We start from the raw sequence: 13,423 nt of genomic DNA, 5'->3' as shown, positions 1-13,423 counted from the left end.
GCCTTAATTTTAAAAGTTGTAATCATCAAATTTAATTATCTCTTGACCAATCCAACTATTAAATTCCTTTAGTCTTTTTTGTAATGGATTCAACTCATTTCTTACAAATACCTTACTAGCCTTCTCAACATCCCCAAATCCCCCAACATTATTCGGCATGATCCCCATCATCTGCGGCGGCACGCGATGCGCGGCCATCATGTCGTCACGGCTCACGTTTTTGATATTCAGAAACTCATCCTTAGCCGCCACCTCAGAAAGCGGGATGATTTGAATACCGTCCTTCTTACCGTTCGGCGAGTACATAAACAGGTTGCGGAAGTTGCCCGGCCCCTTGGCGCTTTTCATTGCCTGGCGGATGTTGTTCACGTCTTCCTGATTCTGCGCCGCGTCGGTCATGTACATGATGAAACCGGCGTGACTGCCGTTAAGGTAGTATTTGCGGCGGAACAGCGTTGCCGACTCGTTTAGCAGGGTGGACGGGATCGCCGAAAGGTATTCCGGCAGGCCGTAAACTTCCTGATTTAAATCCGGCTCCATCAGGTGAAACACGCTGCCTTTAGTGAACTCGTAGGGCTGAGTGTTCATGCCGTACTGCACAAACCAGTAGGTGTCTAATTCGGTGCCGCGTCTCGTGAATTTTGCCAGTGCCGGCTCAAGCGCCAGCACGCCGCCCAGCCTGTTAGTGCGCTTCTCCAAGTAAGCGTTGCCGAAGACCAGATAGTCCTGCACGAAGCGGCTAAACGCCTGCTGACTCAGCAGCGGATGCGGGATGAAGGTACTGGTCAGAATGTTGCGCTTCACGTTGATTGGCGAGCTGTGATGTACGGCGGCGCGGAACGTCCGCGCCAGCCCATCAAAGCTCACCGGAGGTTCATACCACCTGTCCATAACCACACATTCCACGTAATCCAGCAGCTCGCGGCGGTCCAGCACCGGCACCGGGTCGCCAAAGGTGAACGCTTCTGCCGCCGGGCCGCCGTTCATCTGTTCCTGCTGCACGGGCTGCGTGCGCGTGCGGTTCCTGCGTTTGCTCATTTAAAAAATCTCCATAATGTTGCCGGTGTGGGCGGCTTCGCCCTGTAGCGGTTCGTTTGCCAGCGCGTGCATGGTCGCCCACGCCAGATCGGCGTGGCTTGCTTCTTCGCTGCGGCTGGCTTCGTAGGTCGGGCGGTTGCCGCTGGCCGTGGTGGCGCGGCGGATTGCCATAAATGACTGCGCGATGTCGAGGTGCCCGGCGTCGAACTCCAGACGCCCGCTGCTGATGATGTCGAACGCCTTCAGCACCAGGGCGTTTTTCACGTTCGGGTTATAAACAAACTCCTTCACCGCCGGGAAAAACATCTTCACGTTCTCATACACTCCGAGGCCGACGCCGGTGGAGTCGATGCCGATATAGGTCACGTTGTACTGCTGCGTAAGTTTCTTGATGGACTCGGCCTGCGCGCGAAAGTCCATGCCGCGCCACTGGTGGCGCTCCAGAATGCGGAACTTACCGCCCGGCACCGCAGGCGGGGCGATCACCACGCACCCGGCGCTGTCGCCGTTCTGCGTACCTTTCGCCGGGTCGTAACCGATCCACACTTCGCGCCAGCCGAATGGCCGCAGCGCCAGCGCTTCGAAGTCGCTCCAGATTTCCCAGCTGTCCACCATGCACTTCTGCAGCAGCTGCAGCGGGAACACGGACGCCAGATCGTCTACAAATTCGCACATCAGCAGGTTCTGGTATTCCGGCGGGCTGTATTCGAGTCGCAGCTGGTCGAGGTCGAACAGGTTGCAGCCGCCGCGCACGGCGTCCTCAACGGTGACAATCTGGCGGAACTGGCCGTCATCGCAGAAGCGGCCAGGTGAAAGGTTCATGTGCGACAGGTCGATATCCACGCGGTCCGCCTTGGCGCGGCCCCGGTTGAACAGGCCGCCGGACCAGAACGGATAGGCGCTGTGCGTGAGGCTGGAAGGCGTTGAAAAATAGGTCTGTCGCCACTTCTTATGCAGCGCCATGCCGGACGCCACCTTGCGCAGCTCCTGAAATTTCGGGATCCAGAAGTATTCATCCAGGTACAGATTGCCGTGATAGCTCTGCGCGGTGCGGGCGTTGGTGCCGAGGAAGTACAGGCACGCGCCGTTGCTGAGCGTCATCGGGTCGCCTTTCAGCTCTACGTCCACCTCTTTAGCGAACTCAATGATGTACTGCTTGAAGACGTGCGCCTGTGCCTTACTCGCTGAAAGGAAAATCTGGTTGCGGCCGGTGGTGAGCGCATCCAGCAGCGCCTCACGCGCAAAATAGTAGGTGGCGCCAATCTGGCGCGACTTCAGCACGTTGCGGATGCGGTGCTTGTTGCCCGCATCCCACCACTGGCGCTGGTAGCCGAACATCGAGCCGTGGAAAATCTCCTGTAATTTCTCCACCTGTTCGTCGGTAAACACGTTCTTTTCAGGCGGCTTGCGCGGCCCGCTGTTGCGGTTCGCTACATTAGGATTGAGATCCGCCTCGTTGCCGCCGTTACTGAACTTGCCGATGCGGGCATGGCGCTCGGACTGACGCGCCAGCAGGTCAATCTCCTTGAAGTCTCTCCCTTCTTTTGTCTCCTTCATGATCAGCTGGCAGTAGCGCGCGGCGGTGGTCAGCTGCATCTGGTCAAGCGGGCCGTAGTCGCCCCACTTGTCGCGCTTCTTCCAGCTGTGAACGGTTGCGGGTTTCTCTCCCAGCATTTCAGCAATGCGGGCGATACGGTATCCCTGAAAGTACAGCAGCATGGCCTGCCTGCGGGGATCGAGGTCTTCGGGGGCGAGTGTCGTTGTCATGGCCCCAAAATACGGCCCCGCCGATCCCTTTTCTGCCGTCTGCCGTTGTGTGGCTGCCCGCACAACGTGCCCGCGTTGTTTCGATCCCCTCTGAACCGCAAACATAAGGCCTCAAAGCGATTTACCCAACGGAGCCTGACCTATGGCAGTTAAAGCAAAGCGTTTTCGTATCGGGGTGGAAGGTGCCACCACGGACGGGCGCGAAATTTCCCGCGAGTGGCTGGAGCAGATGGCCGCCGCCTACAACCCGGCGGTTTACACCGCGACCATCAATCTTGAACACATCAAATCGTACTCGCCAGACAGCACCTTTAACCGTTACGGCACGGTAAGCGCGCTGGGCACCGAGGAGATCACCGACGGTCCGCTGGCCGGAAAGCTGGCGCTATATGCCGACATCCTGCCGACAGATTCCCTTGTGGCGCTGGTAAAGCAGGGCCAGAAGCTTTTCACCTCCATGGAAGTCAGCACCAAGTTTGCCGACACCGGCAAAGCCTATCTGGTTGGGCTGGCTGCCACCGACGACCCGGCAAGCCTCGGCACCGAGATGCTGGCCTTCAGCGCGAAAGCCGAGCTGAATCCGCTGGCGAACCGCAAGCAGCACCCGGAAAACCTGTTCACCGCCGCCACCGAAACCGTGATCGAGCTGGAAGAGGTGGAGGACAAGCCCGCGCTGTTTGCCCGCATCACCGCGCTGTTCGGAAAAAAGCAGCTGTCTGACGACGCCCGCTTTTCTGACGTGCATCAGGCGGTTGAGCTTATTGCTACCGAACAGCAGGACTACGGCACCCGCACCGACAAGGCGCTGAATGAACAGGCGGAACGCCTGAGCAAGCTGGAAACCGAACTGGAAACGCAGCTGGCCGACCTGAAAGGGCAGAAAGAAGACTTTGCCGAACTGAAGGAGCTGCTGGGCCGCGAAGACAGCCGCACCGATTACCGCCAGCGCGCACCGGGTGGAAGCGGCGCCAGTGAGAACCTGACCGACTGCTGATACAGGCCATTCCACTTTACATAACTGATTTCAGAGAAACTGAACGATGAAAAAAACGACCCGATTCAAATTCAATGCCTTCCTCACGCAGCTGGCGAAGCTTAACGATGTGGAAGTGCCGGACATCAGCGCGAAATTCACCGTCGAGCCGTCCGTAGCGCAGAAGCTGGAAAGCAAAATTCAGGAGTCTGCCGCCTTCCTGAAGATGATTAACATCATCCCGGTGGACGAGCAATCCGGTGAAGTGCTGGGGCTGGGCGTGGGTTCGACCATTGCAGGCACCACAGATACTTCTTCGCAGGAGCGCCAGCCAACCGATCCGACTTACATTGACGGCACTGGCTACAAGTGCACCCAGACCAATTTCGATACCGCGTTACCTTACGCAAAGCTGGATTTGTGGGCGAAGTTCCAGGACTTTCAGACCCGCATTCGTGACGCCATCATCCAGCGTCAGGCGCTGGACCGCATCATGATCGGTTTCAACGGCGTGAAGCGTGAGAAAACCTCAAACCGCGTAGAAAACCCTCTGCTGCAGGACGTCAATATTGGCTGGCTGGAAAAAATCCGCCAGGAATCACCGGTGCATGTCATTAAGGGCATTCCGCAGGATGACGGCAGCCTGTCTGCTTCAGTCCGCGTCGGCAAAAACGGTGACTTTGCGAATCTGGACGCCCTGGTGATGGATGCGGTTAACCGCAAAATTGGCGTTCAGTATCAGGACGACACCGATCTGGTAGTGGTTTGTGGTCGCGGTCTGCTGGCAGATAAATATTTCCCACTGGTGAATCAGCAGCAGCCAAACACCGAGGCTCTGGCCGCTGACCTCATCATCAGCCAGAAACGCATGGGCGGCTTACAGGCTGTGCGTGCGCCTTACTTCCCGGCTGACGCATTGCTGATCACCCGCCTCGATAACCTCTCCATTTACTGGCAGGACGAAAGCCGCCGTCGCGCCGTCATTGACAACCCAAAACGCGATCGTGTTGAGAATTTTGAGTCCGTCAACGAAGCGTACGTGGTTGAGGATTACGAATGCGTTTGCCTGGTTGAAAACATTGAAATGGGCGAATTCGCCGCACCTGCGGCAAGCGGCGCAGAGGCATAGGCATGGCGATGAGTCCTTTTCAGCGGCACACGCAATATGTTCTGGCACAGGAGGCCGCCCGCAAGGGCGGCAGTGGCAGCCATTTAAAGGGTTATGACCTGATGCTGATGCAGCTTGGCGAAGACCGCCGCCGCCTCAAGGGCATTCAGTCCACCGTGAAGAAGGCCGAAATCAAGGTGGGTGTCCTGCCTAAATACGTGCCGTGGGTGGACGGCGTGCTGGCCGCCGACGGCGCGCAGCAGGACGACGTGCTGATGTACGTAATGCTCTGGCGCGTTGATGCCGGTGATTATGCCGGGGCGCTCACCATTGGCCGCCACGCTATCCGCCACGGCTGGTCAATGCCGCAGGGCTTTAGCCGCAACGTGCAGACGCTGCTGGCCGAGGAGATGGCCGACGCCGCGAAAAACGCCCTCATGGCAAAAGCCGACTTTGACCCCGACCTGCTGATGCAGACGCTCGACGTGATCGGCGATCTGGATATGCCCGATCAGTCGCGCGCCCGCCTGCACAAGTCGCTCGGCTGGGTGCTGCGCGAAAGCCAGCCGGTTTCCGCGCTGAACCATCTGCAGCAGGCCATGCAGCTCGACGAACGCTGCGGGGTGAAAAAAGACATTGAGCAGCTGGAGCGGAAAATTCGCAACGCCAGCTGATAACCGGACGTGCCCACGCGCGGGGCGGCACGGGGTGGCGACAGGCAGCGCCGCATCAAAACCCCGTCCACCGCCCACCTATTCAGGAGAAATAAGGCATGCAGTTTGTAGCGCCGGAAAAGGCGACGGGAACGCCGGAAATTATCCCCAACAATTCATTCTGGCCGGACATCGATCTGGCGACGTTTCGCAGCGTGATGCGCGTTGACGGCACCGTGACGCCGCAGCGTCTGAAGCAGGTTGTGCTCACCGCGATGGCGGAAGTGAACGCTGAGCTGTACACGTGGCGCGAACAGCAGGAGCTGCGCGGCTTTAACGGGCTGGCCGATGTACCGGCGGAGCAGCTGGCCGGGCGCAGCGTGCGCCTGCATCACTATGAGAATGCGGTGTGGTGCTGGGCGCGCGCGGTGCTGAACGAGCGTTATCAGGACTTTGACGCCACCGCTGCCGCAGCGAAGCGCGGGGAAGAGCTGGATGACGCCACCGGCGACCTGTGGCGCGACGCTCGCTGGGCCATCAGCCGCGTACAGAACGCGCCGCACTGCACCGTTGAGCTTATCTGATGAAGGTGCGCGCGCAGCAGTACGACACAGTGGACGAAATCTGCTGGCGTCACTACGGGCGTACGCAGGGCATGACGGAGCAGGTATTGCAGGCCAATCCGGGGCTGGCGGAGCACGGCCCCATTTTACCGCACGGGCTGGAGGTGGAGCTGCCGGACGTGACGGCGGCGGCCACCGTGCAGGCCGTCCAGCTATGGGACTGAATCATGTGGGAAAGAATCCGCGCCGGGATCGTCTGGTTTATTGCCGTCGGTATGGCATGGCTGGGCGACCTGTCGCTAAAAGACGTTTCAACCGTGGCCGGGGTATTAATCGGCCTGCTGATGGCAATCATCAGCTGGTACTACAAGCGCAAAACCTATCAGCTGCTGGCCGCCGGGCGCATCACGCGGGAGGAGTATGAATCTGCAAACCGTTAAGCGCTGCACCGTCGGCATGGTGCTGGCTATCGCCGCGACGATGCCGGGTTTCCAGCAGCTGCACACCTCCGTCGAGGGGCTGAAGCTGATCGCCGATTATGAGGGCTGCCGCCTGAAGCCGTACCTGTGCGACGCGGGAAAATGGACCGACGGCATTGGTAACACCGTCGGTGTGGTGCCAGGCCGGATCATCACCGAGCGGCAGGCGGCGGGGAATTTCATCACCAACGTGTTACGCGTTGAGGCGGCACTGGCGCGCTGCGCTGCGGTTTCTATGCCGCAGTCGCTTTACGACGCGCTGGTGTCGCTGGCGTTTAACGTCGGCACCGGCAACGCCTGCGGCTCAACCATGGTGGCGCTTATCAAAAAGGGGCGCTGGCGCGATGCCTGCTATCAGCTGCCGCGCTGGGTGTACGTGAAGGGCATATTTAATCAGGGGCTGGATAACCGGCGACAGCGTGAGCTGGCATGGTGCTTAAAAGGAGTAACAGCATGATGCGCGCGCTGGCGGCGATAGTGCTCGTTCTGATTGCCGCGCTAGGCGTGCAGTCGTGGCGGCTCAGTACCGCCCACAACAAAATTGACGCGCAGGTGAAAGATTTAGCCGCGCAGGGCAAAAAGCTGTCGCAGAAAAACGGCCAGCTGATTGCCCTCAACATTCTGACGCAGACCAGCAGCCGGGCGCAGACGCAGCTTTACGCCGCCGCCGAGCAGAACGGCACGTTGTTGCGTGACCGGCAGCGCACCATTGAGGAACTCAAACGTGAAAATGACGAGCTTCGCCGCTGGGCTGATGCCCCTTTGCCTGATCCTGTTATCCGGCTGCGCCAGCGACCGGCCCTCACCGGAGGTCAGTCTTACCGTGAGTGGCTGTCCTCGAATCACCCCGTGCCGCCTGGACGAAGCCGCGCCGCGCCGTAATGGCGACATGTTGGCGCTGCTGGACGACACCGAGGCCGCCTGGGCGGCCTGCGCCGACAAGGTAGACACCATCATCAGCTGTCAGGATAAAGACGATGAACAAGCCGCAGTCCTTACGAAACGCCCTGAATAAAGCAGTGCCCTACGTTGCTGACAACCCGGACCGCCTGCACCTGTTCGTTGACAATGGCGCAGTGGTTGCCACATCCGCCGCGTCGATTTCATGGGAGTACCGCTACACCCTGAACGTGGTGGTGACGGACTTCACCGGCGACCAGAATCTGCTGATGGCGCCCGTTTTATTCTGGCTCGGCGTCAACCAGCCGGACGCGCTGCAGAACGCCATCGAGCGCGAGCGGCTTTTCACCTTTGAGGCGGACATTCTCGGCAATGATCGCTGCGACATCAGCATGAACCTGAAGCTGACGGAACGTGTGATCGTGAAGGAAGTTGACGGCGTGATGTCAGTTGAGGCCGTGTCGGATCCGGAAGCGCCAGACGATGCAGAGGAAGGCTGGACGGTGCGCCGTGGCTGAGCTGCATGACGTTGAGGAGTGGCTGGGTGCGCTGCTGTCGCAGCTCGAACCGGCCATGCGCACAAAGATGCTGCGCGAAGTGGCGCGCGATGTGCGACGCATTCAGCAGAACAATATTACGCTGCAGCGCAGTCCGGACGGCACGGCGTGGGAGCCGCGACGCGTCACTGCGCGAACCAAGCCGGGCCGCATACGCCGCAAGATGTTTGCGAAGCTGAAGACGGCGAAGTACCTCAAAGCGCAGGCAAACGCAAATATGGCTGAAATTGCGTTTGTGCCCGACGTGCAGAAGCTGGTCCGCGTTCATCATTACGGCTTGCGCGATAGGGTTAACCGACGCGGCACGGAAGTGAAATACGCTGAGCGTCCTCTACTGGGAATTGATACGTTCACCAAAGAAAAAATCATTGAGTTACTAAACGAATGGTTAGCTCGAAAGTGATTGATTTTTTTTGCTATTTTAAATGATTAATTAAGGTTTGATAAATTTATTGATTATTGTGATGGGTAAGTAATGAAAGTTCCCCATCACAATTATAGTTAAGGTTTAAGATGGGTTTTCCGCTTTTGTTTCAAGATTTCTTAGTGTGTTCGGTATCAAGGTTTCACTGAATCCTGATAAGGCGCAGATAACATAAATTGAGAATGAAATATCACTGCTAGTGTTCAGGAATCCAAATATCATGTTGCTTTTGAGCATAAAAAAAACTAATACACCTGCAATTACTGAGAATAAAATTCGCTCTGCGCCATTGAAAAAATATGCCCACCCATTAAGTTCTCTGTCAGTGTGAAGACTCTTTATTTTAAGAGAAACAGAAATGAATCCGCCCATTGAAGCAAAGGCAGCAACGTAAAAAACAATCGTAAGGAAATGATTGTGCTTTAAGAATTCAGTTTCACGACATAAATACGCGACCAAACTAAAGGTTATTATTATAAGAGAGAGAGTAATGGCCCCTAGTTGATAAATGTTTCTACCAAACATTGTACTTTTATAGTCAGACTCAATTTCATCAATAATATTCTTAAATGGATTGGTTGTTAAGTTTCCTCTGCCAAGAATAATTGAGGATAAAATGGTTGCGGCTCTTTTTTTGTAAATTGATGAGCAGTTATATTTGTAACAGGTGGATATGAATTCATCAAAATGGATTTTGCAGTCCTGAAATAGAAGGATTTTTGTCATGTCACTTTCTATCTCAGAGTCAATGATAACCCGCATAGACTCATGTGGAGGGTGATTGGCTATTTCATAAATGACGTACTCATCGCCTCGAGAATACACTTTGCTAATAGTATTTCCTGCCATATCTATGCCACCAACTTTGAAGCTGGCTATACGTTCTCGTTGCGCTTTTTTATACTCATCTTGCTTAATTAGTTCCGCAGTATTATCAGCAGCATCATTAGAGCTTTCAATCGGAGGGAAGCCTGTACCATCATTTCTAGCTTGGTTTATGTTCGACATTTTTTTACCAGTAAGGCCTTTTCAAGAATAGATTGTGTGGTGCCTGCCACAATAGGGGGAGAGATTAATATACGAACATAACGTTTAAATTAAAAGTATGGATACGCAACTCACTGAAATCATGCGCCTCATCACCAACCTGATCCGCACCGGCACCGTATCCGATGTGGATACGGTCAACTGGCTGTGCCGGGTGAAAACGGGCGAACTTGAGACCAACTGGATCAACTGGCTCACCTGCCGCGCCGGTAATACCCGCACGTGGTGGCAACCCTCTATTGGTGAGCAGGTTGTATTGCTCAGCCTCGGCGGCAATCTCGAAACCGCGTTTGCGCTGCCCGCCATTTATTCCGATGCCTTCCCGCCGCCTGATTATTCAGAGAACGGCAGCACCACCGTGTTCAACGACGGCGGCTGGTTCCAGTACGAGCCGGACACCGGCCAGTTGCTGATTAAGAACATCAAAAGCGTGCGCATCGAGGCCGCCGATGGCATTCAGCTGATAACCGACCAGCTGGGCTTTGATGCCAGCCGAACGCTGATTAACAGCCAGACCGTGATGAACGGCGACGTGACGCAGAGCGGCGGCAAGATGAGTTCAAACGGCGTAGTGGTAGATGCTCACGCCCATGACGGTGTGAAATCCGGCGGCGATATGTCAGGAGGTCCGCATTGATGTATCTCGGCATGAACCGCGACACCGGCGCAGCCATCACCGACACCGAGCACATTCGACAGAGCGTGCGCGACATTCTGGTCACGCCGGAAGGCAGCCGCATCGGGCGACGGGAATACGGCTCTCTGCTGTCGGTGCTGATTGACCAGCCGCAGAACGACGTGGTGCGCCTTCAGGTGATGGCGGCGGCGTACACGGCGCTGAGCCGCTGGGAGCCGCGTATCCGCCTCAGTTCTTTGGGCATAACCAGCGCCTTTGATGGCTCCATGGTGGTTGAGCTGACCGGCCAGCGCGCCGACGGCTCACCGCTCGCAATGTCTGTGCCTACGGGGGTGAACAGTGGCAGTAATTGACCTTTCGCAGCTGCCCGCACCGGAAGTGATCGAGGTGCCGGACTTTGAAACGCTGCTGGCCGAGCGTAAGGAAGCCCTGATTGCGCTTTATCCGACGGACGAACAGGCCGCCATGCGCCGCGTGCTGGCGCTGGAGTCCGATCCGATTGTGAAGTGCTTACAGGAAAGCGTTTACCGCGAAATCCTGCTGCGCCAGCGCATCAACGAGGCGGCGCAGGCGGTGATGGTGGCTTACGCGCTCGGCAGCGACCTCGACCAGCTGGCCGCGCGGAGTAACGTTGAGCGCCTGACCATCACCCCGGCCAACCTGGACGCCGTGCCGCCGGTTGAGGCGGTGATGGAATCGGACGACGCGCTGCGCGTACGCGTGCCGGAAGCCTTTGAGGGCTTATCGGTTGCCGGTCCGACGGCGGCCTATGAGTTTCACGCCCGCAGCGCGGATGGACGGGTGCAGGATGTGTCCGCCATCAGCCCGTCACCGGCGACGGTGCTTGTCACCGTACTGAGCCGCGAGGGCAACGGCACGGCAGCCGCTGATTTACTGAATACAGTGGACAAAGCGCTGAATGACGAAAGCGTGCGCCCGGTGGCGGACCGCGTGTCCGTGCAGCCTGCAACCATCAACGACTACAGAGTGCAGGCAAAGCTGCACCTGTTTGACGGAGTGGCCGCCGCGCCCTGTCTGGAGGCGGCAAACGAGCGGCTTGCCGCCTACCTTATCGAACAGAAAAAGCTGGGCCGCAGCGTGCGCCGCGAGTCTTACGGCGCAGTGCTGCGCGTGGCCGGTGTGGACTGGGTGGAAATCACTGAACCGGCAGCCGACATCATCATGGACCGCACGCAGGCGGGCAACTGCACCGGCACCGACGTGACGGTGGCGGACGACGGGGTGGCGCCATGAGTAACAGCCTGCTGCCGCCCGGCTCATCCGCGCTGGAGCGCTGTCTGGCGCAGGCGTGCAGCGGCATTTCCGGGCTGAACGTGCCGCTGCGCGACCTGTGGAACCCGGAGACCTGCCCGGTGAATTTTCTGCCCTATCTTGCATGGGCGTTTTCGGTGGACCGCTGGGACGAAGGCTGGGCGGAAAGCGTGAAGCGCAAAGTGGTGAAGGACGCGTTTTACATCCATCAGCACAAGGGCACCATCAGCGCGATCCGGCGCGTGGTCGAGCCGCTGGGCTATCTCATCCGCGTGATTGAGTGGTGGAAAACCAACGATGAGCCGGGCACGTTCCGGCTTGACGTGGGCGTGCTGGATACCGGCATTACCGAGGAAATGTATCACGAGCTGGAGCGCGTGATTGCGGACGCCAAGCCGTGCAGCCGCCATCTAACCGGGCTTTCGATCACCCTGGACGCAAACGGCACGGTGCCGGTGGCCGTTGCCAGCTACAGCGGCGACGAGCTGACCGTTTACCCCTACACCCCTGAACTAATCAGCGTCGGCGGGCCGGTGTATTCCGGCGCGACGGTGCATCTTATCGACCTGACGGAAGTGAGCGCATGACGACAAAATATTTTGCCCTGCTGACCAATCAGGGCGCGGCTAAGCTTGCCAACGCTGCCGCGCTCGGCACCAAAGTGAACATCACGCAGATGGCGGTAGGTGACGGCGGCGGCGCGCTGCCCACGCCCGACCCGGCACAGACGAAACTTATCGGCGAGAAGCGGCGCGCGTCGCTTAACTCGCTGACGATTGACGCCGCTAACGGCAGCCAGATTATTGCCGAGCAGATTATCCCGGAGGGCGAGGGCGGTTTCTGGATCCGCGAGATTGGCCTGTTTGACGCCGACGGCGTCATGATTGCCGTGGCTAACTGCGCCGAGACCTACAAGCCGCAGCTCGCCGAGGGCAGCGGGCGCACGCAGACGGTGCGCATGATTATCATCGTGAACAGCACCAGCGCGGTGACGCTGAAAATCGACCCTTCCGTGGTGCTGGCGACCCGGCAGTACGTGGATGATAAATCGATTGAGGTGCGCCAGTACGCCGACGGCCTGCTGGATGCACACATCAAGGCGGCAGACCCGCACACGCAGTACGCACCGAAGGCCAGCCCGACGTTTACCGGCACGCCGAAAGCACCGACGGCAGCAGCGGGAAACAACTCCTCGCAGCTGGCAAATACGGCGTTTGTTCAGGCAGCCATTGCCCAGCTGGTTGCCTCTTCTCCGGAGGCGCTGGACACGCTGAACGAGCTGGCGGCTGCGCTTGGCAACGATCCGAATTTTGCCGCCACGATGACAAATCAGCTGGCCGCACGGGCGCTGCTGGCCGGTAACGTGAATCAGCAGTTCTCGGCGAAAGACGCCACGCAGGACGGTCACGTGGTGAACCGGGGGCAGATGAATACCGCGCTGGCCCTGCATGCCCTGCTGAGTGGCTCTCCGACACAAAAGTTTTGGGTGCAAAGTGCACCTGGCGATGCGAACGCCGCCGTGCCGGTTTCCCTGCTAACGTCGGAGCTGGCAAAAAAAGCCGGGCTGAACGGTGATTCCGGGCAGACCTTCTATGCCCAGACCAGTGATATTGCTGGCGCGGCGGTTAATAACACCCGACTCGGGAACGTGCTGGGCGGATTCGCTTACCGGGGCGGCGATCCGGGGCAGGGTTTTGCGGTTGCGGGCGGTACGGCAGCTAACAGTGCCGTTGCTTACTGGCAGTTTCAGTCAGGCAGCAATGGCAATGGTGCGTGGGGAAAAATCCCTGCTGGCGGTCAGTGGTGCAGAACGAACATGACGATTGGCGCGAAGAGCGGGGTAACCTGGACATTTCCAGCTGGTTTCCCTAATGCTCCATGCATTTTACTGTCCGCAATTAATGGTTCGCCGCAGGCATGGCTTACGGGTGTTGGACCTAATAACTGCGGAGTTTATAACAATAATGATGGGCCACTTAACGTTAACCTGCTGGCATTCTGGTGA

Annotated in this window: 19 protein-coding genes; 16 read left to right on the top strand and 3 right to left on the bottom strand. The window is 57.9% G+C overall.

Translation table 11 applies throughout. The annotated features are described in order from the left end of the window. Nucleotides 1-9: 9 nt before the first annotated feature. Both K5Y30_RS10180 and K5Y30_RS10175 read right to left on the bottom strand, forming a co-directional pair. Nucleotides 10-1,038, bottom strand: a complete 1,029-nt coding sequence (locus K5Y30_RS10180) for a phage portal protein (protein ID WP_222211269.1) — start codon at nucleotides 1,036-1,038, stop codon at nucleotides 10-12. Next, on the bottom strand, nucleotides 1,039-2,805 hold the full coding sequence (locus tag K5Y30_RS10175; RefSeq protein ID WP_222211267.1) for a terminase ATPase subunit family protein: 1,767 nt from the start codon (nucleotides 2,803-2,805) through the stop codon (nucleotides 1,039-1,041). A gap of 142 nt (nucleotides 2,806-2,947) precedes the next feature. Here K5Y30_RS10175 and K5Y30_RS10170 point away from each other — a divergent pair, with 142 nt between their 5' ends. The 11 genes from K5Y30_RS10170 to K5Y30_RS10125 all read left to right on the top strand — a co-directional run bounded on the left by K5Y30_RS10170 (nucleotide 2,948) and on the right by K5Y30_RS10125 (nucleotide 8,441). Further along, on the top strand, nucleotides 2,948-3,799 hold the full coding sequence (locus K5Y30_RS10170) for a GPO family capsid scaffolding protein (RefSeq protein ID WP_222211265.1): 852 nt from the start codon (nucleotides 2,948-2,950) through the stop codon (nucleotides 3,797-3,799). Nucleotides 3,800-3,845: 46 nt separating this feature from the next. Continuing rightward, on the top strand, nucleotides 3,846-4,907 hold the full coding sequence (locus tag K5Y30_RS10165; protein ID WP_222211263.1) for a phage major capsid protein, P2 family: 1,062 nt from the start codon (nucleotides 3,846-3,848) through the stop codon (nucleotides 4,905-4,907). A gap of 2 nt (nucleotides 4,908-4,909) precedes the next feature. Next, complete coding sequence (locus K5Y30_RS10160) at nucleotides 4,910-5,560, top strand: terminase endonuclease subunit (RefSeq protein WP_222211261.1); 651 nt, start codon at nucleotides 4,910-4,912, stop codon at nucleotides 5,558-5,560. Between the two features lie 98 nt (nucleotides 5,561-5,658). Beyond that, entirely contained in the window at nucleotides 5,659-6,123 is a 465-nt protein-coding gene (locus K5Y30_RS10155) for a head completion/stabilization protein (protein WP_222211259.1), read from the top strand. Further along, complete coding sequence (locus K5Y30_RS10150) at nucleotides 6,123-6,326, top strand: tail protein X (protein ID WP_061720352.1); 204 nt, start codon at nucleotides 6,123-6,125, stop codon at nucleotides 6,324-6,326. Before K5Y30_RS10155 ends, K5Y30_RS10150 begins: the two co-directional genes overlap by 1 nt. Before the next feature lie 3 nt (nucleotides 6,327-6,329). Continuing rightward, complete coding sequence (locus tag K5Y30_RS10145) at nucleotides 6,330-6,542, top strand: HP1 family phage holin (RefSeq protein ID WP_039390631.1); 213 nt, start codon at nucleotides 6,330-6,332, stop codon at nucleotides 6,540-6,542. After that, nucleotides 6,523-7,038, top strand: a complete 516-nt coding sequence (locus K5Y30_RS10140) for a lysozyme (RefSeq protein ID WP_061720351.1) — start codon at nucleotides 6,523-6,525, stop codon at nucleotides 7,036-7,038. The genes K5Y30_RS10145 and K5Y30_RS10140 overlap by 20 nt, the downstream gene beginning before the upstream one ends. Next, a complete protein-coding gene (gene lysB, locus K5Y30_RS10135) occupies nucleotides 7,035-7,463 on the top strand; it encodes an Rz-like lysis system protein LysB (protein ID WP_222211258.1) in 429 nt (142 codons plus the stop codon). Before K5Y30_RS10140 ends, lysB begins: the two co-directional genes overlap by 4 nt. Further along, the gene (gene lysC / locus K5Y30_RS24855; protein WP_255606643.1) at nucleotides 7,348-7,596 is read left to right on the top strand and encodes an Rz1-like lysis system protein LysC; all 249 of its coding nucleotides are present in this window, start codon (nucleotides 7,348-7,350) and stop codon (nucleotides 7,594-7,596) included. The genes lysB and lysC overlap by 116 nt, the downstream gene beginning before the upstream one ends. Further along, nucleotides 7,559-7,999, top strand: a complete 441-nt coding sequence (locus K5Y30_RS10130; protein WP_222211257.1) for a phage tail protein — start codon at nucleotides 7,559-7,561, stop codon at nucleotides 7,997-7,999. Before lysC ends, K5Y30_RS10130 begins: the two co-directional genes overlap by 38 nt. Further along, nucleotides 7,992-8,441, top strand: a complete 450-nt coding sequence (locus K5Y30_RS10125; protein WP_222211256.1) for a phage virion morphogenesis protein — start codon at nucleotides 7,992-7,994, stop codon at nucleotides 8,439-8,441. Before K5Y30_RS10130 ends, K5Y30_RS10125 begins: the two co-directional genes overlap by 8 nt. 105 nt (nucleotides 8,442-8,546) lie before the next feature. On the opposite strand, the gene K5Y30_RS10120 is transcribed toward K5Y30_RS10125, so the two are convergent. Next, on the bottom strand, nucleotides 8,547-9,470 hold the full coding sequence (locus K5Y30_RS10120; RefSeq protein ID WP_255606616.1) for a hypothetical protein: 924 nt from the start codon (nucleotides 9,468-9,470) through the stop codon (nucleotides 8,547-8,549). A 97-nt stretch (nucleotides 9,471-9,567) separates the two neighbouring features. On the opposite strand from K5Y30_RS10120, the gene K5Y30_RS10115 reads away from it, so the two are divergent. The 5 genes from K5Y30_RS10115 to K5Y30_RS10095 are packed head-to-tail and all read left to right on the top strand — an operon-like array spanning nucleotide 9,568 to nucleotide 13,423. Beyond that, nucleotides 9,568-10,146 (top strand): phage baseplate assembly protein V, encoded by a 579-nt coding sequence (locus tag K5Y30_RS10115; RefSeq protein WP_222211255.1) that lies wholly within the window; start codon nucleotides 9,568-9,570, stop codon nucleotides 10,144-10,146. Continuing rightward, on the top strand, nucleotides 10,146-10,499 hold the full coding sequence (locus K5Y30_RS10110; RefSeq protein WP_222211402.1) for a GPW/gp25 family protein: 354 nt from the start codon (nucleotides 10,146-10,148) through the stop codon (nucleotides 10,497-10,499). The genes K5Y30_RS10115 and K5Y30_RS10110 overlap by 1 nt, the downstream gene beginning before the upstream one ends. Then, nucleotides 10,486-11,400 carry a baseplate J/gp47 family protein gene (locus tag K5Y30_RS10105; protein WP_222211253.1) on the top strand — a complete coding sequence of 305 codons (915 nt, stop codon included), beginning with the start codon at nucleotides 10,486-10,488 and terminating at the stop codon, nucleotides 11,398-11,400. The genes K5Y30_RS10110 and K5Y30_RS10105 overlap by 14 nt, the downstream gene beginning before the upstream one ends. Next, nucleotides 11,397-12,005 carry a phage tail protein I gene (locus K5Y30_RS10100; RefSeq protein WP_222211251.1) on the top strand — a complete coding sequence of 203 codons (609 nt, stop codon included), beginning with the start codon at nucleotides 11,397-11,399 and terminating at the stop codon, nucleotides 12,003-12,005. Before K5Y30_RS10105 ends, K5Y30_RS10100 begins: the two co-directional genes overlap by 4 nt. After that, nucleotides 12,002-13,423: a phage tail protein gene (locus K5Y30_RS10095; RefSeq protein ID WP_222211249.1), complete on the top strand. Its 1,422-nt coding sequence runs from the start codon at nucleotides 12,002-12,004 to the stop codon at nucleotides 13,421-13,423. The genes K5Y30_RS10100 and K5Y30_RS10095 overlap by 4 nt, the downstream gene beginning before the upstream one ends.

Origin of the sequence: Pantoea sp. DY-5, assembly GCF_019795955.1 — a bacterium.
GTDB classification, from domain to species: Bacteria; Pseudomonadota; Gammaproteobacteria; order Enterobacterales; family Enterobacteriaceae; genus Pantoea; species Pantoea leporis.
This window is presented reverse-complemented; position numbering and strand designations above follow the sequence as displayed.

Coding starts and splice junctions, on each gene's coding strand:
- K5Y30_RS10180 (WP_222211269.1), bottom strand. CDS start 1,038: ATGAGCAAACGCAGGAACCGCACGCGCACGCAGCCCGTGCAGCAGGAA.
- K5Y30_RS10175 (WP_222211267.1), bottom strand. CDS start 2,805: ATGACAACGACACTCGCCCCCGAAGACCTCGATCCCCGCAGGCAGGCC.
- K5Y30_RS10170 (WP_222211265.1), top strand. CDS start 2,948: ATGGCAGTTAAAGCAAAGCGTTTTCGTATCGGGGTGGAAGGTGCCACC.
- K5Y30_RS10165 (WP_222211263.1), top strand. CDS start 3,846: ATGAAAAAAACGACCCGATTCAAATTCAATGCCTTCCTCACGCAGCTG.
- K5Y30_RS10160 (WP_222211261.1), top strand. CDS start 4,910: ATGGCGATGAGTCCTTTTCAGCGGCACACGCAATATGTTCTGGCACAG.
- K5Y30_RS10155 (WP_222211259.1), top strand. CDS start 5,659: ATGCAGTTTGTAGCGCCGGAAAAGGCGACGGGAACGCCGGAAATTATC.
- K5Y30_RS10150 (WP_061720352.1), top strand. CDS start 6,123: ATGAAGGTGCGCGCGCAGCAGTACGACACAGTGGACGAAATCTGCTGG.
- K5Y30_RS10145 (WP_039390631.1), top strand. CDS start 6,330: ATGTGGGAAAGAATCCGCGCCGGGATCGTCTGGTTTATTGCCGTCGGT.
- K5Y30_RS10140 (WP_061720351.1), top strand. CDS start 6,523: ATGAATCTGCAAACCGTTAAGCGCTGCACCGTCGGCATGGTGCTGGCT.
- lysB (WP_222211258.1), top strand. CDS start 7,035: ATGATGCGCGCGCTGGCGGCGATAGTGCTCGTTCTGATTGCCGCGCTA.
- K5Y30_RS10130 (WP_222211257.1), top strand. CDS start 7,559: ATGAACAAGCCGCAGTCCTTACGAAACGCCCTGAATAAAGCAGTGCCC.
- K5Y30_RS10120 (WP_255606616.1), bottom strand. CDS start 9,470: ATGTCGAACATAAACCAAGCTAGAAATGATGGTACAGGCTTCCCTCCG.
- K5Y30_RS10115 (WP_222211255.1), top strand. CDS start 9,568: ATGGATACGCAACTCACTGAAATCATGCGCCTCATCACCAACCTGATC.
- K5Y30_RS10110 (WP_222211402.1), top strand. CDS start 10,146: ATGTATCTCGGCATGAACCGCGACACCGGCGCAGCCATCACCGACACC.
- K5Y30_RS10100 (WP_222211251.1), top strand. CDS start 11,397: ATGAGTAACAGCCTGCTGCCGCCCGGCTCATCCGCGCTGGAGCGCTGT.
- K5Y30_RS10095 (WP_222211249.1), top strand. CDS start 12,002: ATGACGACAAAATATTTTGCCCTGCTGACCAATCAGGGCGCGGCTAAG.